Source organism: Candidatus Methylacidithermus pantelleriae, from assembly GCF_905250085.1.
Taxonomy (GTDB): Bacteria; Verrucomicrobiota; Verrucomicrobiia; order Methylacidiphilales; family Methylacidiphilaceae; genus Methylacidithermus; species Methylacidithermus pantelleriae.
On the sequence record NZ_CAJNOB010000045.1, the window covers coordinates 100,970 to 126,732 of the forward strand.

Genomic DNA, 25,763 nt, shown 5'->3' on the forward strand with positions numbered 1-25,763 from the left:
TGCGATTAAAATCGCGGGTTTCCTTGCGGAGGTGCTATGAATGGTCCATTGCCACAATCTTACCTGGAAAACAAAAGCACGGAAACCGCAAGACCTGTGGCCCCGGTTATTTACACCTCCATCCCGGGACGCCTGGACCGGCTCCCGTGGTCCGTCTTCCACCTGAAACTGGTTTTGGCCCTGGGAATTACCTGGGTCCTCGATGGTCTTGAAGTTACCTTGGTGGGCACTATGGGCGCGGTATTGCAGCGGCCCGACACACTGGGGTTATCGGGGGAGGAGATTGGTGCCGCAGCGTCCGCTTATGTAACTGGGGCGGTAGTGGGCGCGCTTTTCTTTGGTTATCTGACCGACCGCCTGGGGCGCAAGCGGATGTTCTTTCTCACCCTGGCCATTTACCTTACGGGCGTCTTATGGTCTGCCTTTGCTTGGAATGGATGGAGCTTCGCTCTTTTTCGTTTGCTCACCGGCTTGGGGATCGGCGGTGAATATGCAGCGATCAATTCCGCGATCGACGAATGGATGCCAGCCCGTTTGCGTGGCCGCGTCGATTTAATCGTTAATGGCAGCTTTTGGATAGGTGCCGCCCTAGGAGCGGGAGTGACCCTCGTGCTCTTTGATTGGGCATTGATTCCCGCCGGCCTGGGGTGGCGGTTTGGCTTTGCCTTCGGAGCCGCTTTGGGGCTTGTCATTCTGGGGATGCGCCGTTATGTGCCGGAAAGCCCACGGTGGATGATTATCCACGGCAAAGCCGGGGAGGCGGAGCGGCTGGTCGCCGAGATTGAGCGGCAAGTGGAGAGAAAAACGGGGCGGGCTTTACCATTAGTAACAACTGATCTTGCGCTAGACTGCCACCCCGCGTTGGGTTTCCGGCCCATTCTCGGGGCGGTTACGGGGCAGTATCGCCGACGCGGCTTTTTGGGGCTGATGCTCATGACGGCACAGGCCTTTTTCTATAACTCGGTGTTCTTCACCTACAGCCTTGTTCTGGTACGCTTCTATGGCGTCGAAGCAGAGAAGGCAGGCCTTTGTGTTTTTCCTCTGGCCCTGGGCAATTGGATGGGGCCGCTACTGCTAGGGTATTTTTTTGATGCGGTGGGTCGTCGACGGATGATCGCTGGCACATTCACCGCAGCAGGACTCCTGCTCGGCGCTAACAGCTGGGCATTTGCCTGCGGGCTCCTTTCAGCGCGGGAACAGATCTTGCTATGGACCGTCGTCTTCTTTTTGGCCTCAGCAGCCGCCAGCTCTGCCTATCTTACCGTGAGCGAAATCTTCCCGCTGGAGATTCGGGCCTTGGCCATCGCCTTTTTCTACGCTGTCGGCACGGGGCTCGGGGGTAGCGTGGCACCGTGGCTTTTTGGTCGACTCATTGAGGCAGGAGCTCGATCCGATCTATCCTTGGGCTATCTCATAGCGGCGGTGCTGATGCTCGTCGCAGGTGTTACCGAGTGGATTTTCGGGGTGGATGCGGAGAATCAAGGCCTAGAAACGGTTGCCCAGCCTTTGTCCGCTGCGAAGCAAAGCTAACCCCGCAGGGAAAGCGCACCGGTACTTTGAAACCCTTCAACAGCTGGGAGTACTGAGTCTTAGCCTATCCCTTCCCACCTGCCGCCAGCAAGACCGGCTTCGAAACTCTTGCATTTCTTCAACGTGAACAAACCGCTTTCAAGGGCATTAGAGCGATCGCTCGGGAAAATCTTCGCCATAGCCTACGGAAAGGCCTCTTGCCCATCGGCCCGGATACGGGACAGGCTTTTGAAAGTTTTTTTTCCAAAAAACGTTCGGAAAGGGCAAAAGCCCTTTGTGCGGTGCTTCCTTTTGGCCTCTTATGGATCTTCCTGCTTCTTTTCGCGCCTGGGTTTGTTGAGAAAGGCTTTACTTGGCCATGCCAGACACATTCTCTATGAAAGCAGTCCCTATTTACCATGGAGATCCAATGGAGCAAAAAGGATGAAGGTTACAGGCATTACGGGTGACACACCAACTGTCTTTGCAAGGTTCCTCTCCTCTTTCAATTGGCCACACAGGTAAAGGGCTTTGTTTCCTATGTTCATTCTTCGTTTTCTCTTTTTCCGATGCATTCCAATAGGATGATAAAACTCGATGGCAAAACAAGACCCTTTCCGTGCAATGCGCTGGGATAACATCGGCCGTAGCTTAGCCGATCGATCGCTGTGAACATGGCCCTCTAAAGGAAAATAACCAACGGGAAGCCTTTGATTGTGTAAAGCTTTTAGATGGTTTTTCTTGCTTTATAAAAAGACCAATTGCGTTCCCTTGGTAGACAATTGAGGTGTGTTGCGACACAAAAGAAAAAGAATGAGGCAAGAAAAGAATAAGAAACCTGCCGAAACCCCAACCATAAAGGAAAGCTTTTGCTCGTATAAAACGCCAAGAATGGAGCTTCCTAAAAACCACGCGAAGCCATAGGTCATCGAAAAAAGCCCATAGGAGCTGCCGCGGCGGTGAGAAGGGGTCATGCTGGCAATGGCTGCTCGCAGGATCGATTCCTGAGCCCCGAGGCCAATCCCCCAGAAAAGGATCCCGACGAAAGCTACCCAAAAATCTCCGAGGAAAATCATGGGGGTAGCGGGAAGAGAGAGGAGAGTAGAAGCTAGGACAACACGCAGACCCAGGCGGTCATAAAGCCTCCCAAGAAGAAGGGCCCCAACTGCATCGGCACCCATCGCTAGGGAGTACAACAGGGGCAGCAGGGGAGGAGGGAGTTTTTGGGACCGCTCCAGGTGGAAAGCGACCAAGGGAAAATCGACAAACCCAGCGGCCATCAAGCTTGCAGCTACCAAGTACCACCAAAAAGTACGCCTTAGGGGACCAGTGGGATTGGCCGGTTCTTCTCGTTCAACCTCATGCGGTCGTGGGTAAAGGATTCGGGCCCCGTTCAGTACGAGCAAGGCAAAAACGGCGGGTATGGCCAGAGTCGCAAAGGCGACCCGATAGTTACCTTCGAAGGCAAGAACGGCCGCTACCAGTAGGGGGCCGCCCATAGCTCCCACTTGGTCTAAGGCCTCATGCAATCCAAAACCCCATCCCCGGCCCAGGGGCGTGACGACCTGGGAAAGCATGGCATCTCTCGCCGGGGTGCGAAGTCCTTTTCCCATGCGCTCCAAAACGACAAGTGCGCAAGCCCATTCCCACCGTTGGGTTAAGGCAAGAGCTGGGACGGCAAGCAGGTTAACGGCGTAGCCTGCGAGTGTTATAGTCCAGTAACGCCGGGTTTGATCCGTAAGGGTTCCCGAGAGGAATCGAAAAGCAAACCCTACAAGCTCGCCTGCTCCGGCAATGATAGCTACCACTTTTCCGGACGCACCAAGGGTTCCGAGGTAGGGACCAAGAATACTACGAGCCCCTTCGTAGGTAAGGTCGGCCAAAAGGCTTACAAGCCCGAGAAGAAGGACGAAGGTAAGGGGACGGTTCTGGCACCGCGAGAAAACTTTTTGAAACAATGGGGACAAGGAGTTTCGCCTCATAGCAAATGTCTTGCGTTCGCCACGGACGAGAATGCTCAAAAACTCTCCCAAAGCAAAGGCAAAGGCAAATTCGACCTTATGATTGCGTGTGGAACGATCGGTTTCCCTTTGAGGAGAGCCGGGAATTTCCCGTCCCTTAGCCAAAGAGCTTGCACAATGCCTCTCCGGGAAGGGAACCCTTGCGTCCTCTTCTTGATGGGTTGCGTTTTTTCGTTTGTGCAGGGGATTTCCTAAGCTTGCTCATGGGAGTCGGCAAAGAAGTGTGCGGCGGGTTCTTGCTAGGGGCGACTTTGCGAGAAAAGCGAAAGCTGTCCGGCTCTGTGCAACCAAAAAAGCGCCTTTCCGTGAAGTTAGGCTAGCTCCCCAAAAATACGCGTTCCCTCACCGGATTTTTTGCCACCCATTCAAGGGGTTTGCGAGGCTCAACGACAGGAAAAACCTTAGGTTCTGCGGATGGGTCGTAAGGTTTTTCCAAACGTCCGTTCCCCAAAAGTGGCTTTTCTAAGCTAGCTCCGGTAGTTGTTTTCTTTCGGAGAAAAGAAAGGGTTTCCTCGGACAAAAAAATAGCTCTGCCAAAGAAAGGCCGGCTTTCCTAGTTTTGCGTTTTTTCCTCTCGAATAACCGGATAATTGCGAGTTTTCCACGCTTCCATGCCACCATCAACATTGGTTACACAAACAAACCCGGCGCGCTTGAGGAGACTTGTGGCAATACTGGACCGGTACCCACTTCCACAAACAACCCAGTAAGAAATGTCCGGCGAAAGTTCATGGAGCCTTTTGGGTAATTGGCCGCACGGGATATGGCGTGCATGCGGTAGATGCCCATTGCACCATTCTGTGGGACTTCGGACATCTAAAATTTCGATTCCTTCTTTATTGAAATTGGGTAGTCGATCGGCAAGTTCCTCCACGCTTGCTTGTGGGACATGGGCCACTTGTCGGCCCGAGCTGATCCAAGTTCTGATTCCTCCTTCAAGGTAACCGACAATCCGATCGTGTCCCACCCGAACCAGAGCCGACCTTGCTTCGGTCAAGTCGCTCCCAGGTTCGCCTACTAAAAGGATGTTGGCCTCATAGGGGAGGATCCATCCAGCCCACAGGGAGAAAGCCGGGGAAAACCCAATGGACAAAGAACCTGGGATGTGAGCTCCTCCAAACGCTTCCGGAGTCCTTAGATCAACAATGACCGTGTTGTCCTCCTCTTGCAGGGAGACGAACTCTTCCAACGAGAGTGCTCTTGCTCCGGGGATCCCGTCTAGGATTGGAGGTCCTTCACTATTGAGCTTTTTCATCCTACGGTAATACTCGGGAAACTCGGGAAGCGTCGCCAGGATGTGACGTACCGCTTCTTCCTCCGTTGCTTGGGTGAGAAAGGGGTTGCAAGAACGCTCATATCCAAGAGTGGAGACGGTGCGTTCTGCAAGGTCCGCCCCGCAGAGCGAACCGGCCCCATGGGCCGGGTACAAAAGCATCCCATCGGGGAGTCGAGCGATACGTTCTTTGAGGGTATGAACCAGTTCCCGAGCCAGTGTGTAAGTGCGTGCTTGTCCCAAAAGGTCTGGACGTCCTACAGACCCAGCGAATAAAAGATCACCGCTAAAAAGTGCTAAAGGTTGCCCGCAGCTTGTTGGATCGTAGAGAACAAAGCAAAGGTGCTCCGGCGTGTGGCCTGGGGTATGCAAGACTTCCAGGCGCAATTTTCCCAGCAAAAGCTGGTCTCCATCTCGGAGTTTTTGGTGGGGAAACTGGTACGAATATTCTTCCCCCTCATCATGCCCGCTTAGGCAAAGGAGGGCGCCCGTTTCCTTCGCCAGTTGCCGGGCACCACTTGCATAGTCAGCGTGGATATGAGTTTCGAGAACATAGCGGATCTTGGCCCCATGGTGGGCTGCCGATTTGTGGTAGATGGCCGTATCTCTTCTTGGATCGATAACTGCAGCGTCTTTTCCCGAAAAAATCACATAGGAAAAGGCGGCTAAACCAGGGGTTTCCATTTGTTCAATCTTCATGGGGTTGTTTCACTATGGCTGCCTTCATTTTACTGAAAAACGAAACTCTACCCAACGGTGCTTACCTTTCGCCTGGGCCAACTCGAAAGAGGGAAGCTTCAAATAGCGAAAGAGCAAGTCTCCTTTCCTTCGGATAGTGTTGGTCGGAAGTTGGGTCGGATTGGAAGACATTACCAACATTTTTTCTCGGCCGACACGCTTTTAGGATTCTATGCGCTTTTGTTTTGAGAGCCTCGTTCCATGAAAAGCAGAATGCCGGCTGCGTGTGCAAGGAGCAGCCAGAGGCGATTTTGGGTTCTTTCTTCAAAACAGATACCGGGCCGTCTCGGGATTTTCTTCCAGAAGCTTCCATTCTTCCTCGCTAACCGGTTGCGGCGGATCCCGATCAGCATCCACGGGGCATAAAAACCCAAAGGGTTCGTCCTTTTCGTTGATCCACCGGTGGGGAGTCCATGGAGGGACATAGAAAAGGTCCCATGGGCGAAGCTCCCACACCCGGGTTCCAGCCAGCGCTTTGCCCTCCCCCCGAAGGACAAAAAGCAGGTGAATATGAGCGTGCTTTTCGAGACTCGAAAAGGCCCCGGGGAGAAGTTCAAAATAACGCAGTTCAAAGCCGCATGGAACGTCCGGAGGTCCCCCGAGCCGGAATCTTTGAATGCCATGCCAACCCATCCCGCGAGCCGGGCCAATGTGAAACTTGTAAGGATGGGCCTGGATCCCTTTCCACGAACCCGACTGCGGATCAAACGGAAAAAGCGAGGCTTGCGTCATAGGCCTGGAATCTTCCGTATGCCTTATGCGTCACCTTCCGGTTTACATCGCGTTTCCTGAAGCCTGCACATGGAGCTGATTAATTCGTTCTGCCAGGGGTTGGGGTAGCCCCGCACTGGTCAACCGAGCAATCCGAGAGGCTTGCAGTTGCGCTTGGAATTGAAAGGTTCGGTCCATTCCCTTCCCCAAGGCTACTCCCTTTTCCCCACCACCTGCCAGGATGGCCAAGGCTTGTTGGATTTCCGTGGGAAGACCCGAAACTTCTTGAGCGAAAGCCATTCGCTCTTCCAAAGCTTCGACGAAACGTTCTCCACAAGCTGGGTCTGCCGCCAGACGGGCTCGTAGGCGTCCTATGCCGTAGGCAACATGCCGAGACTCGTCCTCCATGGCGTGAGAGAAAAGACACCGGCTTGCCTCATCGGGAGCCCATTTTTTGAGAAAACCAAAAAGATCGAGAAACGTTCCCTCACCGAGCACATGAAGAAGGAAGGAAGCCTTGTCAAAATCCTCTTGGTGCAAAAGTCCCAGGAGGGAACTTTCCGTCTGAGGGTAGGCGCCTACAAAGCCGATGCCATTAAGAAACACACGCTTCACAAAAGCCTCTACATGGCGGGCCTCATCCACAATCTGTGTGGAAAGGAAAAGGACTGGTTCCAGATAGTTGGGATGGATTCTCGGAAGAAACTTGGCGGGAAGGTACCAGGCAGCAAATTCCTGGTGGATCATCCAGGTAAGGATCTGGCAGAGCGCCCGTTCGAGGGCCTCCGGGACTCCCTTCCCCTTTTCCCACGGAACATCGAAAGTCGCGTTCCATTGTCCCACTTTGGCCTGCTCGTACAAGCGTTCCACTCCAGGAAACCAGACCAAGGGCCGTTCGAGGACTTCAAAACCAAAAGGGACCCCTTTTTCCGGTGGCTCCAGCCCTCGAGGGGCTAGTCCCTGGGGAGGGACCGACAAGGGAGGATCCCCGAGGAGTTTGCTTAAGGCAAGTTGCCCTTCTTCTAGCATGTTTAGAGTGAGCGTAGGGGAAGAAAGAGTTCTCTGCAACGCTATCGAACCAATTTTTTCCTCGAGGCGCCGTCATAGGAAAAAACCGCTCATAGGGAGCTCGTGGTTTTCGCAAGAGCTTTCTTCCATTGGTCGCGCCTGTCGGCACGCTCTTGGGGGCTTACGGTTGGGTGGTACTCCGAAAAGGAACGGGGAAGGCTCTCCAACTCATCGTGGGTTTTCCATACCCCAGCCTCAAGTCCAGCGAGGTAAGCTACTCCGAGCCCAGTCAATTCCACCTCATTGGGACATTTGACGGGAATTCCTAAAACGTCGGTTTGTAGCTGCAGAAAGGAAGGGCTGCGTGCCAGCCCCCCATCGACCCACAGTTCCACAAGGGGTTTTTGGGTTTCTGCCTGCAAAGCTTCGCATACGTCAGCGATTTGCCAGGCAATCCCCTCCAGTGCAGCCCGCGCAATTTCCCGTTTGGTTGTCCTTGGGGTGAGCCCAAGCAGGATCCCAGTTGCTTCCGGATCCCAAGAGGGACTTCCTAGGCCGCAGAGGGAAGGGACAAAGGTGACGGTTTCGGAATTGGGGGTTTGGGCGGCGCACTCCAGGATCTCCTCAACGGACTCAAACCACTTTACGTTATTGACTAGCCATTCCAAGAGAGCGCCAGCGACAAAAACCGGGCCTTCAAAAGCGTAGGTGCGCTCCTGGCCGGTGGCCCAAGCGATAGTGGTGAGGAGGCCTTGCGAAGCAATAGACAACCGATCCTCGCGGTTTTGAAGAACGAAGGCTCCCGTACCGTAGGTACATTTGGTGTCGCCGAGATTCCAAGCACGGTGTCCAAAAAGCGAAGCTTGCTGGTCTCCGAGAATCCCCAAAATCGGGACTCCTCGTATGCAGGCAGGCTCAATCGCTTCGCCTATGTAACCTTGAGAGGGACAAAGTCTCGGGAGAAGAGAAGGGGGCACATCAAAAAGAGCCAGGAGCTGGGGATCCCACGAGCCCTGCCGAATATTAAGAAGGAGAGTTCGAGAGGCATTACTAACGTCGCTCTTGTGACAGTGTCCTTGCGTTATATTCCAGATCAACCACGAGTCCACGGTCCCGGCGGCAAGGTCGCCCCGCAAGGCCGCTTCCCTCCACTGCGGGTGCTGGGCCAGGAGCCACATCAATTTTGGAGCGGAAAAGTACGGATCTAAGAAAAGCCCAGTCTTTTCGCGCAAAGAGGGTAGATCATGCCGTGAAGAAAGTTCTTGGCAGAGTCGCGCCGAACGACGGTCTTGCCACACGATGGCTGGAGAGAGGGCGCGCCCCGAGCTCCGCTCCCAGAGAACAATCGTTTCCCTTTGGTTGGCGATGCCAATCCCACGGATTTCACCAGCACAAATCTTGGCGCGAGAAACTACGTCTTCGATACACTCTTTTGGAGTGAACCATAGTTCTTCCGGGTCCTGTTCTACCCATCCTGTCTTGGGAGTAGAAACCTCCAGGGGTCTTTGCGAGAACGCACAGACCCTCCCATCGGGTGCTACGAGAAGCGCGCGAGCACTGCCCGTCCCGATGTCCAGTGCCAGAATGTACCCCATGAGGCTGTTATTCAAGAACCGGGGCCAGTGCTTTCTTATTCAGGCAAGGTCTTTGCTGGCGGAAAAGGTTTTTTTAGACACTTTTTCACGCAAAAAATCTTTTCCTGATTGATCCGCAAACAACCTGCGATGAAGTCGCAGGTTTTCTTGTAGAGCGCAGAGATAGCTGACCTTGCCCATCCTTCCAACATCAAGAGTGTTTACAGCCGGTCTTGGCAAAGCCGCAGACTTCCCAATCCGGGTGATCTTCCGACTTGCGTTGACGTCGCTATGTGCCCGGAGGCGACGGTCAGCACACTCCCAGCCATGTCGCAAGCGTTTCCTTGGACCTCCACGACACAAATAGCTCTGGCTCGTGGAGGCTGGATCGACGTAGTCGACCGCGATGGCCGCGGCGCTTGCCTTCTCCTCGACGAACGACGGCAGCTGCCGCCAGGCTGAGCGATGCTAACGGGCGCACACGCGTTTGGCGGCTTTGATCTGGTCGCAGATGTGCGTGAGGTCTTCCATCCCGGTCCTGGCGATCCGCGCCTCAGTCGCGGCCTGGACGATGGCTCGAATCGTTTCGCAGCTCATGTGCCGAACGCGCCGCATGTTTTTGGCGGAGACCTGCCGGAACTTCTGTCTAGCGCTCTGGCTGCCCTTGGACGGAAGACGACAACGCGGAGCAAGGGAGCAGTCACGGTTGTCGCGCACCTTTTCCGCCGTCAAAGATTTTGCCTGTGCTTATGCCGGCAAAATTCTTTTGCCGGACACCCATGCCTAGCATGGGGCCGGATGCCCGAGCCTGCCTATCTTCCGTTTCGACGACGAGGCTGGGATACCACGTTCTTTCGCGAAAGACCCATCCCGGTCCCTTCGGCCGACTGGAGGCAAAGATCTGCTTTGAGTAGTCGCGTAGACGCAGCGCGACGGTGATGCGCCGTCCATCAATACTGTAGAGTCTTTTCGGTCTCATCGTAACGCTACCGATGTCCTTTCCTTTTGACGGTCGCCCAAGCACTGTGGGAGAAGAAGAGTCGTGTTCCTGGTAGCCGACATAGGTGGAACCAAGACAGAGCTAGCTTTCTACGATTCTACAACGGGTTTGGGAACCTTTACCGATCCGATTCGAGTTGCCTCTGCGAGGTACCCAAGCCTGGAGGATTTGCTTCGGGAAACTCTAGGAGACCGGCGGCGATCCCTTCAAGGAGCGTGTCTTGCGGTCCCAGGACCCGTACGCTATGGCAGGGCTCATCTGACGAACCTTCCATGGGAGGTGGACCAGCGCCGGTTGGAGGAAGTTTTGGGTGTTCCCACCTGGGTGATGAACGATGTAGAGGCCATGGCCCATGCTCTTCCGTACTTAAGTGCGTCGGATTTCAAGATAGTAAGGGAGGGGCAAAAAGATCCAAAGGGTGCCATGGTTATTGTTGCGGTAGGTACGGGCCTTGGAGAGGCGTTTCTTGTTTGGGGAAAAGACGGGTATCACGCGTACCCTTCGGAGGGAGGGCACGTGGGCTTTGCTCCCGCTTCACCTCTCCAGAGGGAGCTCTTGGAGTATCTCCAGCTCCAGTTTGAACATGTAAGCGTGGAAAGGGTGTGTTCCGGCATGGCGATCCCCTATCTTTACCGATTCTTTCGAGCCAAAGAGGCAGCTTCGGAGGATCCCACCCCAGACCACTTAGGGGAACAGGCCCCAGATCCCACTGCCTTCATAGTAGAGCGAGCGATTCAGGAACCGGAAGCCTATCCCGATTGCCGCAGGGCCATGGAGCTCTTTGTCAGCATTTTGGGGAGCGAGGCTGGAGATTTTGCCTTAAAAATTTTAGCTACGGGAGGAGTCTACTTGGCTGGGGGCATCCCTCCACGCATCCTCCCCCTTCTTCAACACGAGACCTTTCTGAGAGCTTTCGAGAAAAAGGGTAGGCTTTCTTCTCTCTTACGGGAGATTCCTGTCTACGTCGTTGTCCGGAGGAGTGTTGGTCTTCTGGGCGCGGCGATCGCAGCCTGCGGCTACGTTCGAACACGAAGAATCGGCTCCGCGTCGGTCGAGGGTCAGCATGCTGGAGGAACGTTACAAGACTAAGAGGAGTGGCCGCGAAAGCTTTTGGCGCGATCCTGGCTCTAGCATTTTGGTTCCGTAGAAGTTGGCGGGGAAAGGCGAGCCTCGTTGATCGCACGGTAGATGGGGCCAGTCGGAGTGAGGGTTGAGGAAAAGAGGGTAATGCGATCCACAAAAAAAGGAGATGGCTCTGGACAGAGCGGCTGCTCCAATAGCTGGCGAATCATGGGCCGGGGTACGGCAGCCCGGATCCGCCCTATAGTCACGTGAGCAACAAAGGTGCGTTCCTCTCGTGTCGATAGGCCACGTTCGACGAGGAGACGAGTGAGCGTTCCGACAAGCTCTTGGATCTCACCGGCACCCTTTTTCAGAGAAACCCACAGGACTCTAGGGTTAGTCCGGTTCGGAAACGCCTCTAGCGGGCCCAGACAGGCCCAGAACGCGCTGTGGGTTTGCGCTGTCTGTTCAAGAACCTCCCGAAGGAGAGGAAGAGAGGTACTTGGGGTTTTCCCCAGAAAATGAAGGGTGATGTGGAGCTGCGACGGGTTTACCCAACGGATCTGAGGGATGTGAATTGACCAGTGGCCCAAAAGGGACTCCAAACTTTCACGAGTTGCCTGGGCCAAAGGAATCGCAAAGAAAAGCCGCAAAAATGCGCTTTCGTTTTCTAACGCGTTTTGCACCGGAGTTTTTTCTTTCGGGAACCAGAACCTTCGGTTGGGTGATGAGCAGAAGGAAAAGGGAAAAGCCAAGATGCATCCATCGAAAAACGAAACTTTTCGAGCGACCCTTTCTCTAGAGAAATCTAGAAATTTTCCCTTGCCTTGGAAAGTGTTTCCGTAAACCGATTGTAGTGCCAATGTGCATACAACCAGGCCGTGCGTTCAGTGTAGATCGACCCCACGAACCCGTCCGGGGAAAAGGGAAAGAGAGCGCTTAATAAAAAGGACTCATTGAAGTACAATGAAAAAGGATGGCCCTGATTTTCCCGCTCCTACTGGAGGATCCTTTTTTGGCGTTTCTTATGGAGTTCTAAGTTAGCTCCCGTTCCGCCCACCAAGCTTGGATGCTGGTTTGATTCTCACTGTTCTTCTAAAAAAGGAAGAGGGAAGCTTTTGGCTTGGGACTCTGAGCCTAGGCGAGCAAGGGTTCTTCCGGCGGAAAGGATCGGAACCGGCCGGCTCGGGAGCTCCATAAGGAGCGAGGATCAGGGGTGTTGGTGGACTGGTATGGGACCGATGAACGTGTTCTGGTCGCAGCTTGGATAGGAGCCGAAATGTGGGCTCCGCACGAGACGCCACGCGTTTTGACCCATTGCTGCGTGGTTGAGCCATTTTTACTAGGCGTGGTCGTCCAAAGGAGAGCTTTCTTTAGGGAGTTTAAAAAAACAAACCGAGAGAAGACCCTGGCATGGTAACGTACAGGCAGGCAAAACTCATGGGCAGACCCGAGCCGTTTGCTTTTTGGGAGTTAGATCCCCGAGGAGCCATGTGCAAAGGGGGCGCCTCGGGCGGCCCTTTTCCGCAGAGGCACCAGCACGGCTTTCAATGTGTGCATCCAGCAAAGGGCATGGCTCGCCGGGGCACGGCGGGTCAGGGACCAAACGCAAAAGGCTTCTTGGAATATTGACAAACCTACCCCCGTCTTAAAGAAAAAGCGATGTCGTTCATCTCAAAGTGGCGCAATCTTTATGGTAAGGAAATTGACCTTTACCCGTGGCAGAGAGAGGCGATTTGGCAGCTGGGAGGTAGGACAGGTCTGGTAAGTGCTCCTACGGGGAGCGGTAAAACGATTGTGGCCTACCGTTGGGCAGGGCTTGAAACGCCGTGGTGTGCAAACCGCGTCATCTTTACGGCTCCCATTAAGGCCCTCTCTAACGAACGGTATCTGGAATTGCGAAGGGTCCTCGGAGAAGAGGGTGTTGGTATCCTTACTGGGGACGTTGCGCGTAACGCCGGAGCTCCAGTTCTTTGCATGACCCAAGAGGTTTATGCCAATGCTTTCTGCGAGTTACCGGAACAGCGAGTGGTCATCGACGAGATCCACTACATGATTCATAACCCGGATCGTGCTCGCGCGTACGCCGAGGGAATCGCGAGAACGCATCCACAAAGTCAGCTTCTTTTCCTTTCGGCTACCGTCCAAACACGCTCCCTGGCTCGTTACTTGGAGCGGTTATGCCAGCGACCCCTGGTGGTGGTGGAACATTGCGAGCGACCCGTACCGATGGAATACCTAGAGAATCCCGTTCGCGTAGAGGAGGTGCTTTTTGATCTGGCTCCTACCCTCCTTTTTGTTTTTTCCTATCGGGGAGTAATGGAGCTGGCCCGTTGGCTCCGCCGGCGTGCCGAAGAACTGGGCGTTGAGGTTGATAGGGCCGCGGTTCGGGCGCTTGCAAGGGAATATCTTCTCCGTAACCGGCGGCTTTGGGAACTGATCCAAGGGGGCATTGGAATCTATAGCGGAGGCCTTCTTTACAAAGAAAAGCTTCTGGTTGAACGGCTAGCACGGGAAGGGCTTCTACGCGCCGTAGTCGCAACCGACGCTCTTTCCTTGGGGATTAATCTCCCCGTACGCACCGTTCTTTTCGCTCAATTGGCACGCCCGACCTTAGGACCTCTATCAAAAATGGAGTTTTTGCAAATGGCAGGGAGAGCTGGGCGCCCCAATCTCCAGGAAGTGGGTTTTGTCGGCTACTTTCCGACTCCGTTTGAACAGCGGGGGTACAACACGGGAGAATTGTACGAGGAACTTCGCCGCAAGCCGCTCGAGAACCTCTGTGTGCGTCCCTTTCCTTCGATGCGACGAGTTCTTTTAGGAGCCTCCATAGAGGAAGAGCTACAAGCCATAGAGTCGTATTCGTTTCCCAAGCTCAATCGAAGGGAGCTGCACGCTCTTCGCCAAGAGATTGAATTTGCCTTAAAAAGGATTGATCTTGCTCGCAGCCAGCTGAAGCTTCTCGGAATTTCCCCGGAACGTTTTGACCGGTTGATTCGAGAGATCTATTTCGATGAGTTTTCCGTAACGGAGAACCTTGCCTTCGTTCAGACGCTGCTTCTAGAAGGAAAACTGGATGCCCGTAAAGAAGCATGGCGGGTTATGCAAGAAAAGGGAATGGACGGGGAAATATTGAAAAAGCTTTTGCAGCTACGCCGCTTTCTTAAGAGCCTTCCTAAGGGAAAAGTCGTTGCGCTAGGAGTGCTGGATCGAATCGTGGGAGAATTGGACGAATTTGTCCTTCATCCAGAGCGGCTCGATTGCGTTTCCCAGATGGTTCCCTCGTTTGGTTGAGGTCGAAAGAGTGATCTTTCACCCAAAGCAGAAAGCTCAGAGCTATAGGCGCGCTAAGAGAATCGTCCTAGAAAGGCCGACTGCAGGCCAAGGATGCGGGACATACTCAACTCAAGCAAAGGACGTAGGCAAAGTGCTTTGGCTATTTTCATTTGGACCAGACGGTTGGGGTTGCGGGGGGCCTCAACGTGCGCTAGCCGGCTGCCAGCCAGGCATCTGAGATTGGTCTGCCAGGTAGCTTTTGGTTGTCCTCAAGCGCTGAGGGGATGAGCATGCGGGAGCTTTGGGAAACGCCATTGGATCACTGGGCCTATTGGGGTAGAACATGTACACGCTTCCGTAAAACTTCCACAAGGCATGGTGGCTGCGCGGAGCAAACCACTGGGTGGATACATTCGGCATGGTCATTTGTCAAAAATCCTCATTGTGTCAACCCAACGGCCTATCCTGGGTCTGGTGCCCTCGGGACCGACGTACCGTCCTGAAAGAGCCGGTAGCTTGCGGCAACCGGTCATAGGCTGGACGCGATGTGGGAAGAACGCAGCTGGCGCCCGTGCTTGTGAAAGAGATGGAGCCTTGCCCCGTCTGCCCGTTTCTTCGTATCCCCCCGCCATCGCCGTCGGCCGCGCCGACACGTTCTTCAAGGCTTGCCAAGAGCTAAACAATACGCGGACACATAAGGTGCTCACGACAGCGTATCAGAATGGAGTTGAGTGCATGGCCCAAGCGGCAGGGTGATGGCTCCAAGTGTGCCCAAAATCTCTTTAGATCTGTGCTTCCCCATTGTAACTTTTTCGGGACAACAACCGTCATCCCTCTACATGAGAAACCAAAGGAACCTTTCGGTTGTTGTTACCGGCATCCTTTCTCTTCTTCTTTTCGCTTCCTCTGGTTATCCAAGTTCTAGCCAGGACGAGGCCATCCGGGAGCAAATGCGGCAGGCTCGCCTGCGCCTGCATCAGCTCAGAGAGGAGCAAGAGCGGAAGTGGGAGCAGGCGATAGCTGCCATGAATGCAGCTGGCCCTCAAGAGAAACTTAACGCTGTGGTTGCTGTGCTCAATCAACTAGCAGAGGAGCGGAGGGTTCTCCGGAGGGAACGAAAGCGTCTTTTTGAAAAAATTCGGGAGCTAAGGCGCGCAAAACAAACGCCTGGCGCAACCGTTGTCCCTCCCGGGGAGGAAGCCCCGTAAGCGCTTCCTTTTTAGGTAAAGTTCCGGACTGGCGGGAGGAAGAGAAAAGGAGATCCCTGGTTATAGTACTCCTGGGGCGGCGAGCTGGGGGGACGGGCGTGCAGGGAAAAAAGAACCTGATGGCGAGGTTCCCGACCGCTCTACTACGAGTGGAAGAGCGAGGATTTTCGAAGGAGTCGCAGGAGCACGGAACCGAGGCTCTCTAGGTTTGTCGCAGTTCTTGCGCAGGCCGAGGAGAGCCTCTTTTCTGCGCACGTATTTGTTCTGGTAGCAAAAGATCATCCGGTTCGGGTGCTCTTTTCCAATCCTTTGTTGTGGTGCAAGGGAAAGGACGCTTGTTTTCTCTGGGTGACACGTGACAAGAGAGTTTGAGGGTTCCCCACGGTCCGTCGCATGAGGAAAGGGATGTTTTCAGCTTTTTTTCTGGGAGCCAGAGCGGAACCGGGATAGGTCCTTCCAAGGGTACCAATGGCCCCTCTCAACCGTCCCAAAGTTTGAGGAGGGTCTAGCCTTTTCGTTGCGAAACTTGCATTCAGTCCAAAGCAAGTGGCTTGAAAGGAAAGGCCTCGCAGGTTTTGTCAAAACCTTCCTTTCGCCGTCCAAGGATTAACCAGAACATACAGAGAAGAAATTCCGGCCATTTCGCAGAAGGCCCACGGTCTTGCGTTGGAATTCCTCCCGGCATTTTTAGGGCGGGAGCTAAGCCTTTGTTCTTAACAAAATGGAAAACCCCTCTAAAAGGGGTGCTTTATCAAAGGAGAGACAACCCGTGAAGAAGAACTTTAGCGATCACTCTGCGAACGAGCGCACGTTTCTTGCCTGGATTCGGACTGGGATCGGAATCATGGCCTTTGGATTCCTTGTGGAGCGATTCACCATTTTTCTCCACGTGCTGCAATATGAGGTGACGAGAAAGCCTCTGGAACAAGGATGGAGAGGCGGAGCTTCCTTTGGCTTTGCCTTTCTTCTCCTGGGAGCTTTCACTATCGCCTTTGGAACGGTTCGTTATTGGTACGTGAAACGCCAAATCGATAGTCCCCGTCTGGAAGACTCGGATTTCTTTGTCTGGGACGTTGTCTTTGGTTTTCTTTTGGCCGCGGCAGGCCTTTTTTTGGCCTTGTATCTGGGTCGAAAAGCTTTCCTTCTGTAAGGGTTGGACTCTTTTCTCAAAAGCCATCCCAGGGATTTAGCTCCTGGACAGTTTGGCCCCTTGGGTTTACCAGCCGAGCGGAAAGGAAACTTTTCGTTGTAGGCGTCAAACAATGTTCGCTTTAATCTTTGGTGTTGGGAAGCGTTCCCAGAATATCCCCTGCCTTTTGTGTCTTTATGCGCTGGCCTCTTCGCAAGGAAAAAATTAGGTCACGCTCGCAGCCCTGGCTAAGGGCAAAGGAGAGCCATAGCCTTCCCGAAGTTTTTGGAAGCGTTCCAGTCCCCACGGAACCTTCCTTTTGGGCCAAGCTTCTTGCCTTTGCAGGGCCTGGGTATTTGGTAGCGGTGGGATACATGGATCCCGGCAACTGGGCCACCGATCTTTCCGGCGGCGCAAAGTTTGGATACGAGCTTCTATGCGTGATTTTTCTTTCCAACCTCACGGCCATGGTGCTCCAGCACCTGGCTTTGAAGTTGGGAATTGCAGGCGAAAGGGATTTGGCTCAAGCTTGCCGGGATGCTTACCCAGACGGCGTCGTTATTTTCCTTTGGATCCTATGCGAGATTGCCATTGCGGCATGTGACCTGGCTGAGGTTGTGGGCTCAGCGATAGCCCTGCAGCTTTTATTTGGGCTTCCGCTGGTGTGGGGTTGCTTGCTCACGGCTCTTGATGTCCTGGCAGTGCTCTACCTGCAACACCGAGGGTTTCGCTATCTGGAGATTTGTGTGGTTGCCCTGATTCTGGTGATTGGCGGTTGTTTTGCTGCCGAACTCTCCTTGTCTCGGCCTGATTGGATGGGCATCGTGAGGGGGCTTGTCCCGCATCCCAAAATCCTCACAAATCCACAGATGCTCTACGTCTCCATCGGGATTTTGGGTGCAACAGTCATGCCGCACAACCTGTACCTTCACTCTGCGATCGTCCAGACGCGTCAATATCAGCCTACTTCAGAAGGAAAACGGGAAGCGATTCGGTATGCGACGTTCGATTCGACGCTAGCGCTTGGGATCGCTTTCTTCATTAACGCAGCGATCTTGATTCTTTCCGCCGCGGTTTTTCATCGATCCGGGCGATCTGAAGTAGGGGAGATTCAGGAAGCCTATCGCCTTCTCTCACCTTTGTTGGGGAACCCGCTGGCCAGCATTCTTTTTGCCTTAGCCCTTTTAGCTTCGGGCCAAAACTCGACTTTGACCGGAACGCTCGCCGGTCAGGTGGTGATGGAAGGCTTTCTATCCCTCAAGCTTCGACCGGCGGTGCGAAGGATTTTGACACGCGCTCTTGCGATTCTGCCCGCAGTCGCAGTGATTGGCTATTTTGGCGAAGAGAAGACCACGGACCTTCTGGTTGCAAGCCAAGTGGTTTTAAGCGCGCAGTTGGGTTTTGCCGTTTGGCCCCTGGTGCGGTTTACGAGCGATCCTGCCAAGGTTGGGATTTTTGCCAATCCCCGCTGGCTTTCTTTGATTGCCTGGTTTATTACCTGGATGATTATTCTTTGTAATGGGAAGCTTCTAGCGGATATTCTTCTCCCGGTTTCTCTCCGCAACGAGCTCTACCACTTTCTGCACATCCCGATTTCTTAATCGCGTTCGAAAAAAAGCCCGAGGGTGGAACGTGTCTCGGCCATGATCTCCCATGGTTTTTTAGCAACGCTCGACCAAGAGGCAAAGTCTAGGATTGGCAAGAGCAAGCGGAAATCTTGATGGTCGTGCATCACCGTAACAGGAAATGCGATCCATTGTCTGGCTAAGTGGCTTTGCTCAAAAACCGCACACGCATACCAATCCTCTTTCGGCCATGGGTTGAGTGAGAACGCGGTCACCCCGAATGGATCCTCCTTTGCGTTAGCGTTCTTGGGGATGGCGGGCAGCTGAGCCCAACACAGACGATACCAGTAATTCTTACGCAGTAGACCTCTGCCTGCCATCCGTCCCTCCTCGCGGGTAGCCGTCCTTTGGCTTTCGGGAACGTCCCCAAGCCTATCCGCTACTGTGGATCCCTACCTCTAGCAGTCGAGCGATCGTTGCGAGAGCGGAGCGAGACAGAGCGGAAACTAACCCATGCACAAACGGCCATCTAGCTGCCGTCGATAGAAGACTCGAACAGTACGACTGGGCAGTCTCCGCTGATCAAGTTTCTGGTAGGCTCTCTTATTTCCACTTAGTAACAACCAATGAGAGTGGTCGTTGTTGCCAGAGTATTGTCGCCAAACTGCGACGTGTTCCATTGCCAAAAAGCCGACCGTCACTGGAAACTCTTCTCACTCCCCAGGGTTAGAGGGGACGAACCCGGCCAGGGACAGCGCGCCCTGAATCTCCTGCAAAAAGGGAACAAAAGGGACAAGGATGGTCCAGCCAGTATGCTAACCAGGGAGTTTCTAGGGGCGGGCGATTTTCTTTCCATTCGGAAAGCACTCAACAGCGGTCTGAAGCTTTCGACCGCTACACCCGAAAGGACTACCGGAATAAGGGGAAGGCTATCCCAAAGCCATACAAGGATAAACGCTTCGTTCCGCTCGTAGAGACAGCGCAAGCGATCTTTTTTCCGACGAAAACACGTTGCGGTTCGGATGGATCGAGCGTGGCTTTTCTCAGCTCATTTTCCGGCGGTCCGGACCACTGGTTACGGAAACGGACTTCATGGAGAGGCATGGACGGGCACCCATAACGAGCTTGACCTTTTTCAAAGACATGGCATTTCGCAACCGAAGGTCTGGAGCTATCCGAGAAGCAAGCTGCCGTGATTTTTAGCAGAAACACATCGAGTCGCCGGTCGTCACCGACTCGCGCAAGATTGGCTTTCTCAGGCAGCTATGTGGCTTTGAAAGGACGGGTCTTTTGCGCCACCAGGGTCAGTCTATCTTCCGGATCCTTTCTTTAGATGGGGGTGGAGTCTGGGGAGTGGTCCTAGCTATGGCCCTAGGAAGGCTTTTCGGAAAGGACACACCGGGACACGAGATTCTCCGCGTATTTGATCTGGCCGCTGGAACTTCGACCGGGAGTCTCGTTCTTGCAGGACTGCTGGAGAACATGACGCCGGCTAAGATCCAGAATCTCTTTCTGGATGAAAGAACCCGCCGGAACTTTTTTGCCCCAACACAAAACCTTTTCTACCGGCTTTTGTCCTTTCTTGGCTTCATCCCTCGCTACCAAGAAAAAGGAAAAGCAAGGGCGATCCGAGAGCTTCTTCCGGGGTTGAAGACACGAATCCTGGCAGAAGCGGCTGCCTTAGTGCCCCGTCCCAACAGCAAAGCTCCGCTTCATCTCTTAGTAATTGCCTTTGACTATGACCGAAATGTGGCCGCTTTCTTTCGATCGAAAGTAACGCGTTCGCCGGGTTGGGGTTCAGGAGGGGAAAGCGACTTTTCGGTTGCTGAGGTTGTCGACGCCTCGACGACGGCTCCCGTGGCTTACTTCGATGCTCCAAGCCAGCTGTATTTGGAAAAGCGATGCATGCGCTTTTGGGATGGAGCAATGGGAGGATACAACAACCCAGTCCTGGCAGCGGTGACGGAAGCGATTGTGCTGGGAGCAAATCCACAAGAAATTGTTGCTTTAAGTCTTGGCACACGCCGTGTCGCTTTGCCTCCAGCTCCTGCTGGTGAAACCCGTTCGCCTCTGTTTCGCAACCCCACCCCAAGCGGGCTTCTTCAAGATGCTAGGAAAGCAGCCACGGTAATTCTGGATGATCCCCCTGATTCGGCTACCTTTCTCGCTCACGTGCTAACCGGGGGCAGTCAAGGACTTTGGTCAGAGACGGATAGCCGAATCATTCGCATGTGCCCGATGATAAGCCCGGTTCTTACTCCTGACGGGATCTGGAAGCCACCCGGGAATTTAGACGAAAAAGAATTTTCTATTCTGGCGCAGATGAGAATGGATGAACTAGCGCCCGCACATCTTCAAAGGATGGTTAACTATGCATCGCTCTGGATGGAGGATCTGGTCCCGAACCAGCCTGTCCGCATGGACTATGATAAGCTCGAATGTGAAATTGGCTATTCAAGCTTTCACGCTGCTTGGGATGCCTGGAAAAAAGCCATAAGCGAACCGCCGGCTATCTTTCGCGGCCCCTCCTTTTCCTAATCTTCGCTCATCTGGAAGGACGACCCTAGGAGCATGCAGGAACCGGCGAAACGTCACGTGTCTTTCAAAGGAGGCTGTAGGAACACCCGTCCTTTTTTGAGGGAACGGCAATACGATCGTTGTTCCTTGGAAGTACAACTCTCTCCTTGACCATTCCCGAATGTGAAGGCTTATGAGCTCCCCAAAAACCCTACCAGCCGTTCCTATAGAGCAGCTCTTCGACGATAACGAGTCGCGCTGCCAGAGCGGCTTTGAGCCTCGGACAAGACGCCGGAAAGCCTACAGGATGGATATCCTTTTAGGCAAGACGGCGGTTGGTTGCGGGAGTCCATTAGGGCAAGGCTCAAACGAACCATGCATCGGATTACCATTGATTTGTAGCTCGAGCAAACCGAAGTCTGAGGCTCGCCAACATTGAGCAAGAAAAGCCTTTTCAAGCCGGCTTGAGTTTCGCTAGCGAACCCTGGAGCAACACGAGTCGGACATATAGCCCAAACGAAAGACAGCTGGGTAATTTGTCCGGGCCATTCTTTTTCAATAGCTTGCCGATGCGCGGATGCTGGGAAGAGTTTTCTTTCTTTCGGGGCAATGGCGACGATGGCCAGTCTCTGGAGTCTTGGCAAACGAAAGGAGAGCTTATGGCCCCGGCGGTTTGAGATCGAACTGAACCTTGACTTGAGCCTCGTAGCGGATAAGGCCCACCTCTAATCCCGACATTTCGTTGCTCGATGCTGCTAGCGGAGCGGCCCCAAGTACTACAGGCTGCGGGCTCTCAGCGGTACTGACCACTCGTGCCAGGCCCAGTCGGAGACCGAGTGCTTGCGCAAGGGTTTGGGCATTGGTTTCGGCGTCGCGCGCGGCAGCAGCTAAAGCTTCCCTGCGCAACGCAGAAGCTCGAGAGGACTCAAAGTGGGGATCCTCGATACGGTTGATGCCTGCCTGCTTGGCGGCTTCAAGAAGAGCTCCGAGCTTGGATAAGTCCTGGAGTAAAATTTCGATCGGATGTGTAGCCTGGTAGCCGAGGAAGCGCCGCGGCTTGTCGCTTTCGTCGTATTGAGCTCTGAGGGTGATCGCCGCGGAACGGATCTCTCGCTCTCCCACACCCAAGGCCCGCGCTCGAGCGACAAACTCGCTAGCGACTCGATTCACTGCAGAGAGAGCTTGGCCAGGGTTGAGGTCCGTAGCCATGGCTGCCATTCTTAGTAGCACTCGGTCTGGGACCACACTCACTTCACCGTGACCCCAGACGGTAATGCCTGGGAGAGGGAGCGTATCACTGCCCCGGGTAATACTGGCCGTTAAGAGACTGGCAAGGACAAACCCTCGTACGAAAGCTTGCATAGAATTGTAAGCGTACCCAAAAGATCCTTTATCGTAGGGAGACCTTGCGCCCCAGGTCAAGCTCCTGCTCAGCTCGAAACTCGCAACTAGGCCGGGATTGTCAACACTGGTGTGGTTTTCCCTGGGAGATCTCTGGTTTTTTAAGTAGTATAGGCCTTCCTGGCGGGTTGAGTCGGAGTTATCCCGTTACCACCTTTTCTGCGGCCTGCTTGGTAGCTGTAAGGGCTGCATCGCATCCTTTTAAGGAGAATAGCTTAGCTTCCAGCATGCGGAAGCGGAAAACTCCTTGCGTTGGCGCCCTCGGTGGCATGCTCATTCAGGCAGCTAATGCAAAGCACCGTCCTCATCCAAGTCCCCGATCTGAACTTTCCCTACGCGTACGATGGCAGCCTCAAAGTTACTGGAAGAACCGGCCGCTTTTCTTTTTCGGTCATGCAGTAGGAGATCCGTATTACCCTTTGCCGGGCTACGCTGAGGAAACTTTCGGTGGATCGACTTCGTTGGAAAGCCGAGGGTTCGATACGTCACATACAGGGGAGTGTTGCCAACAGCAAAAAATAGAGGGATACACAAGAGGATGTTCATAACAGCATATCCAAATGAAGTTAAGTGCGTCGACCAAGTGGCAGGGTGTTGGCTACAAGACGGCTCGGCGGATGCGGAAGGGAGGGCGTTTGCCTGTTCCTGCAGAAGAGTTGCGTACTGGAACGGTGATTGTTCATTCGGAACTCTTCACAGCTTGATCGGGTGGCCCTCTACGCGCGGCTGTGCAGGCGACGATCCAAAAGCAGATTCAGACGCGGAATTGGCTTGGGTTTTCCAAGTTCGCTCTCAAGCAAACTGTTGCGGATCGTCAAAGCCCTCAAGGAGATCGGCTCCTGAATGAACAGCGATCGCAGAGGGCTCGTCGGGCAGATAGAGGTTCCCAAGGTCGGCGTCATTCCGGTCGAGCTCTTGGTAGTGGCCGGGACCATGATGTCATTTTTCCTTCGAAGCGGCCAGCGCTTAACGACACAAAAAGCACGAGCGATCCTCCGAACGGGCCCGTTTTTCAAACATTGTTTGCTCTTCACAACTCAAGTTTCCTGCTGGATCATTGGCCAACCGCGGAGATCTTGTGGACCCAGGAGTCAAAGAAGCCGGGCAGCCTTGGGAAACAGGTTGCGCTCACAGAAGGAAAACTCTTTAACCCAGATACAAAGCCAGGAAAAAACCGGTTCCCGCTAAAAGAAAACCAAAGGCGCTCTCCCAGATAAGGAAACGCGACTCTTCCCAATGAGGGCTATCAATCGGCCTTTCACGTACCAATAGCGAATTGTTGCAAAGTCGATCGTGAAAGCTCCTAGAAGCAGGAAGGCGAAACCGAAGGGAGCAGCACCTCGCTATCCCAGTTCCAGAGGTTTTCCCGTAGTTTCGTGAGGGAGCACATGGACAAAGATCGTGTATCGTTCGAAGAGGAACCCGAAAGCTATAATTCCGATAGCGGTCCGAGCCCACGCAAGAAAGCTTTGCTCATTCGCCGAGTGATCGCCAAAGTGCTTTTTCACGGGTTTGGGTCCTTTGATAAAGCACCCGTTTTAAAAAGTTTTCGATTTTCTTAAAAAAAACGGTTGTCCTGCTCTTGGAGGATAGGAGGGCGCTTCCGAACGTTGGAAGATCGGACTTCTCAGGGATCGGTAGGATGTTTCATGTGTCCTTGCTCTTTTTTGTCAAGCGAAGAGCTCCTTTCCATAACCTTGCGATTAGAGCTCTTTCGAAAGCACTCTTTCTGCCTTTGGGAGGGCTTGGTGCCGGAAAGAAAGAAAAAAGAGGGATCTCTTTGGGAAAAACCCCTCCGCTTCTCCTCCGGAGAACGGGTTATGGAGACAAGGTCTATCTTCTGCTTGCCTGTCTCCTGTCTCATGGTCACACCGAACTTGCCTACGGAAAAAAGAGAGCCTAAGTGAATCCCGCTAAAGGTTCCAGCCAAGCCGTACAAAGGAGGAGAAATAATGAATCGGCTCGAGCTAACGTCAATGATTCTAGAAGCCAAGCGGCGTAAGGGGCTGCGCTGGATTGACCTGGCGAAAGCAATTGGGAAAAGCAGAGAGTGGACAGCCGCGGCCCTATTAGGGCAAATGCCCCTAAGCGAAGACGACGCAAAGAGAATAGGCCAGCTCCTTGATTTGCCCGCTGAAGCGGTGGAGCAGTTACAATGGATCCCGTATCGAGGTGCTGGGACTCCCCAAGTCCCTACGGATCCGGTTCTCTACAGGTTTTATGAAATTCTTCTGGTTTACGGGCCGGCACTCCGCGCCTTAATCCACGAGGATTTTGGCGACGGAATCATGAGCGCGATTGATTTCCAAATCAAAGTGGAGCGGGTGCCGCATCCGGAGGGCGATCGAGTTCGAATCACTTTGGACGGCAAATTTTTGCCGTACCGTGTTTTCTAGGCCGGTGGGTTTTTGGATGAGATAGGCGGAGAGACGTTGGCTTAGTCGCTGACCTTTTTATGGAAAGACGGCGACCGGACCTTCAAAACCAGGGTTACGACCGACCCGGGTTTTCAGCGATTGAGAGCTTCCCTTGCCAATGCGACGGTAGAGGATCCTCTGCTCATCGATCCTTTTTCTAGGCCGTGGAGAAGAGGCAATGCTTTTTACAAGCTCACCGACTGCCACGTTAAGAGTTCCGATTCCCCACTCAGGAGGAAAAGTATTCTTACTTGAAAGATTACCGAACCGCCGGTAAAGAACTCAAGGAAGTATGATTTGCTCTTTTGCATCTTGGCCGCGTCTCACGCGACGGGGGAGGTCTTCCAAGCGCTGGTTGATCAGTTGGCTTCGATGAATTGAAGGTAGATTTTCGCCGTTGTGGGCAAACTCTATGGGTAAGAGTACCTGCGTCGAAGCGAACCGAAAGCAAACCTCATGGTCCTGGCGGCTTAAGATCAAACTGTACCCTGACCCTGGTCTAGTAGCGGTTTAGACCTTCTTCCAATCCGGATGTTTCGTTGCTCGGTTGTGCCGTCCGTGTGGGGGCTAGCAGAACAAGCTGCGCGGTTTCAACGGTAGTGATCACTCGGTCAAGAGCCAAACGCTCGCCCAGCGCTTGTGCAAGCGTCTGGGCGTCGGCCTGCGCGTCAGGTGCAGCAGAAACTAAAGCTTCTCTTTGCAAGGTAGGGGCTAAAGATGGCTCGGAGTTAGGATCGTCGATGCGGCTGATGCCCGCCTGCGTTGCTGCCGCAAGAAAAGCTGCAAGCTTGGACAAATGCCGGACTGGAATCTCGATGTGCTTCGTCCCCTGGTATCCGACGAAGCGACGCGGCTTCTCGCTCTCGTGGTATTGAGCTCTACGAATAATGGCTGCGGACGGGACTTGTGCTTTCCGGGGCCCGCGCCCATGCTGGAGCAATCAATTCGCGAGTAATTCGGTTGACTACCCAGACAGCTTGACTAGCGTTAAGATCGGTTAATGGCTGCCATTCTTAGTACGGGGCGATCTGGGACAGCGGCAACCTCACCTTGACTCAAAACGCTGACACCTCGGACAGTCGGGAAGCCCAGGGCGTAGACGACAGTGGCGCTCAAAACACTCGCAAGCAGAAGCGTCCCTGCGGGGTTTCCCTAAAAGGATAGGCCTGGACAAAAGGAGCCTGTCCCTAGACTCCACGACGTGTTAAGCTTCTTATGGGCCGAAACCTCTTGCCAGAACGAGACGACGGCCGATACCGTTGAAAGCTTCCTGAAGAGGAGTCATTGATTTTTGCCGAGAAGAGGAAAGCTTGGCCCAGATGCGTTGCGAGCCAGCAATCTGGCGCTTGGGTAC

The 25,763-nt window shown here is 53.9% G+C and carries 22 protein-coding genes; 10 read left to right on the plus strand and 12 right to left on the minus strand.

The genetic code is table 11. The annotated features are described in order from the left end of the window. Positions 1-96 precede the first annotated feature (96 nt). The gene (locus KK925_RS08930) at positions 97-1,530 is read left to right on the plus strand and encodes an MFS transporter (protein WP_214096450.1); all 1,434 of its coding nucleotides are present in this window, start codon (positions 97-99) and stop codon (positions 1,528-1,530) included. Positions 1,531-2,255: 725 nt separating this feature from the next. Here the strand turns inward: KK925_RS08930 and KK925_RS08935 are convergent. The 6 genes from KK925_RS08935 to KK925_RS11500 form a co-directional block, all read right to left on the minus strand. Continuing rightward, positions 2,256-3,635 carry an MFS transporter gene (locus tag KK925_RS08935; RefSeq protein WP_214096451.1) on the minus strand — a complete coding sequence of 460 codons (1,380 nt, stop codon included), beginning with the start codon at positions 3,633-3,635 and terminating at the stop codon, positions 2,256-2,258. Between the two features lie 448 nt (positions 3,636-4,083). Next, a complete protein-coding gene (locus tag KK925_RS08940) occupies positions 4,084-5,502 on the minus strand; it encodes an MBL fold metallo-hydrolase (RefSeq protein WP_174582358.1) in 1,419 nt (472 codons plus the stop codon). A 303-nt stretch (positions 5,503-5,805) separates the two neighbouring features. Next, the gene (locus KK925_RS08945; protein ID WP_174582359.1) at positions 5,806-6,273 is read right to left on the minus strand and encodes a cupin domain-containing protein; all 468 of its coding nucleotides are present in this window, start codon (positions 6,271-6,273) and stop codon (positions 5,806-5,808) included. Between the two features lie 42 nt (positions 6,274-6,315). Beyond that, positions 6,316-7,320 carry a ferritin family protein gene (locus KK925_RS08950; RefSeq protein ID WP_174582360.1) on the minus strand — a complete coding sequence of 335 codons (1,005 nt, stop codon included), beginning with the start codon at positions 7,318-7,320 and terminating at the stop codon, positions 6,316-6,318. 50 nt (positions 7,321-7,370) lie between these two features. Next, entirely contained in the window at positions 7,371-8,870 is a 1,500-nt protein-coding gene (locus KK925_RS08955; RefSeq protein ID WP_174582361.1) for an FGGY family carbohydrate kinase, read from the minus strand. Positions 8,871-8,894: 24 nt separating this feature from the next. Next, positions 8,895-9,281, minus strand: a complete 387-nt coding sequence (locus KK925_RS11500) for a zinc ribbon domain-containing protein (RefSeq protein ID WP_174582389.1) — start codon at positions 9,279-9,281, stop codon at positions 8,895-8,897. A 70-nt stretch (positions 9,282-9,351) separates the two neighbouring features. Here KK925_RS11500 and KK925_RS08965 point away from each other — a divergent pair, with 70 nt between their 5' ends. Both KK925_RS08965 and glk read left to right on the plus strand, forming a co-directional pair. After that, entirely contained in the window at positions 9,352-9,621 is a 270-nt protein-coding gene (locus KK925_RS08965) for a hypothetical protein (protein WP_174582362.1), read from the plus strand. Between the two features lie 255 nt (positions 9,622-9,876). Continuing rightward, a complete protein-coding gene (gene glk, locus KK925_RS08970) occupies positions 9,877-10,923 on the plus strand; it encodes a glucokinase (protein ID WP_174582363.1) in 1,047 nt (348 codons plus the stop codon). 38 nt (positions 10,924-10,961) lie between these two features. Here glk and thpR read toward each other — a convergent pair whose 3' ends face one another. Further along, positions 10,962-11,582, minus strand: coding sequence for an RNA 2',3'-cyclic phosphodiesterase (gene thpR, locus KK925_RS08975; RefSeq protein ID WP_174582364.1), 621 nt, complete (start codon positions 11,580-11,582; stop codon positions 10,962-10,964). A gap of 976 nt (positions 11,583-12,558) precedes the next feature. Here thpR and KK925_RS08980 point away from each other — a divergent pair. The 4 genes from KK925_RS08980 to KK925_RS08995 all read left to right on the plus strand — a co-directional run bounded on the left by KK925_RS08980 (position 12,559) and on the right by KK925_RS08995 (position 18,110). After that, entirely contained in the window at positions 12,559-14,190 is a 1,632-nt protein-coding gene (locus KK925_RS08980) for a DEAD/DEAH box helicase (protein WP_174582365.1), read from the plus strand. 821 nt (positions 14,191-15,011) lie between these two features. Then, positions 15,012-15,380, plus strand: a complete 369-nt coding sequence (locus tag KK925_RS08985) for a hypothetical protein (protein ID WP_174582366.1) — start codon at positions 15,012-15,014, stop codon at positions 15,378-15,380. Positions 15,381-16,149: 769 nt separating this feature from the next. After that, positions 16,150-16,530: a YidH family protein gene (locus KK925_RS08990; RefSeq protein ID WP_174582367.1), complete on the plus strand. Its 381-nt coding sequence runs from the start codon at positions 16,150-16,152 to the stop codon at positions 16,528-16,530. Between the two features lie 176 nt (positions 16,531-16,706). Next, a complete protein-coding gene (locus KK925_RS08995; protein ID WP_174582368.1) occupies positions 16,707-18,110 on the plus strand; it encodes an Nramp family divalent metal transporter in 1,404 nt (467 codons plus the stop codon). Here KK925_RS08995 and KK925_RS09000 read toward each other — a convergent pair. Then, entirely contained in the window at positions 18,107-18,454 is a 348-nt protein-coding gene (locus tag KK925_RS09000; RefSeq protein ID WP_174582369.1) for a hypothetical protein, read from the minus strand. The two genes, KK925_RS08995 and KK925_RS09000, sit on opposite strands and share 4 nt — an antisense overlap. A gap of 910 nt (positions 18,455-19,364) precedes the next feature. Between KK925_RS09000 and KK925_RS09005 the strand changes: the two genes are divergently transcribed. Continuing rightward, positions 19,365-20,612 (plus strand): patatin-like phospholipase family protein, encoded by a 1,248-nt coding sequence (locus tag KK925_RS09005; RefSeq protein ID WP_174582370.1) that lies wholly within the window; start codon positions 19,365-19,367, stop codon positions 20,610-20,612. A 636-nt stretch (positions 20,613-21,248) separates the two neighbouring features. Here KK925_RS09005 and KK925_RS09010 read toward each other — a convergent pair. Then, entirely contained in the window at positions 21,249-21,953 is a 705-nt protein-coding gene (locus tag KK925_RS09010) for an SIMPL domain-containing protein (protein ID WP_174582371.1), read from the minus strand. A 324-nt stretch (positions 21,954-22,277) separates the two neighbouring features. Next, positions 22,278-22,538, minus strand: a complete 261-nt coding sequence (locus KK925_RS09015) for a hypothetical protein (RefSeq protein ID WP_174582372.1) — start codon at positions 22,536-22,538, stop codon at positions 22,278-22,280. Positions 22,539-22,552: 14 nt separating this feature from the next. Between KK925_RS09015 and KK925_RS09020 the strand changes: the two genes are divergently transcribed. Then, the gene (locus tag KK925_RS09020; protein WP_174582373.1) at positions 22,553-22,696 is read left to right on the plus strand and encodes a hypothetical protein; all 144 of its coding nucleotides are present in this window, start codon (positions 22,553-22,555) and stop codon (positions 22,694-22,696) included. 639 nt (positions 22,697-23,335) lie between these two features. Here KK925_RS09020 and KK925_RS09025 read toward each other — a convergent pair. Next, positions 23,336-23,500, minus strand: a complete 165-nt coding sequence (locus KK925_RS09025; protein ID WP_174582374.1) for a YidH family protein — start codon at positions 23,498-23,500, stop codon at positions 23,336-23,338. Between the two features lie 444 nt (positions 23,501-23,944). Here KK925_RS09025 and cynS point away from each other — a divergent pair, with 444 nt between their 5' ends. Then, positions 23,945-24,388 carry a cyanase gene (gene cynS / locus KK925_RS09030; protein ID WP_174582375.1) on the plus strand — a complete coding sequence of 148 codons (444 nt, stop codon included), beginning with the start codon at positions 23,945-23,947 and terminating at the stop codon, positions 24,386-24,388. 520 nt (positions 24,389-24,908) lie between these two features. Here cynS and KK925_RS09035 read toward each other — a convergent pair. Next, entirely contained in the window at positions 24,909-25,349 is a 441-nt protein-coding gene (locus tag KK925_RS09035; protein WP_174582376.1) for an SIMPL domain-containing protein, read from the minus strand. Positions 25,350-25,763 lie beyond the last annotated feature (414 nt).

What these genes read in the sequence shown, in the direction of transcription:
- KK925_RS08985 (WP_174582366.1), top strand. Translation starts at nt 15,012, where the DNA reads ATGAGAAACCAAAGGAACCTTTCGGTTGTTGTTACCGGCATCCTTTCT.
- KK925_RS08945 (WP_174582359.1), bottom strand. Translation starts at nt 6,273, where the DNA reads ATGACGCAAGCCTCGCTTTTTCCGTTTGATCCGCAGTCGGGTTCGTGG.
- cynS (WP_174582375.1), top strand. Translation starts at nt 23,945, where the DNA reads ATGAATCGGCTCGAGCTAACGTCAATGATTCTAGAAGCCAAGCGGCGT.
- KK925_RS09000 (WP_174582369.1), bottom strand. Translation starts at nt 18,454, where the DNA reads ATGGCAGGCAGAGGTCTACTGCGTAAGAATTACTGGTATCGTCTGTGT.
- KK925_RS08940 (WP_174582358.1), bottom strand. Translation starts at nt 5,502, where the DNA reads ATGAAGATTGAACAAATGGAAACCCCTGGTTTAGCCGCCTTTTCCTAT.
- KK925_RS09010 (WP_174582371.1), bottom strand. Translation starts at nt 21,953, where the DNA reads ATGCAAGCTTTCGTACGAGGGTTTGTCCTTGCCAGTCTCTTAACGGCC.
- KK925_RS09020 (WP_174582373.1), top strand. Translation starts at nt 22,553, where the DNA reads ATGAAGTTAAGTGCGTCGACCAAGTGGCAGGGTGTTGGCTACAAGACG.
- KK925_RS09015 (WP_174582372.1), bottom strand. Translation starts at nt 22,538, where the DNA reads ATGAACATCCTCTTGTGTATCCCTCTATTTTTTGCTGTTGGCAACACT.
- KK925_RS08995 (WP_174582368.1), top strand. Translation starts at nt 16,707, where the DNA reads ATGCGCTGGCCTCTTCGCAAGGAAAAAATTAGGTCACGCTCGCAGCCC.
- KK925_RS08980 (WP_174582365.1), top strand. Translation starts at nt 12,559, where the DNA reads ATGTCGTTCATCTCAAAGTGGCGCAATCTTTATGGTAAGGAAATTGAC.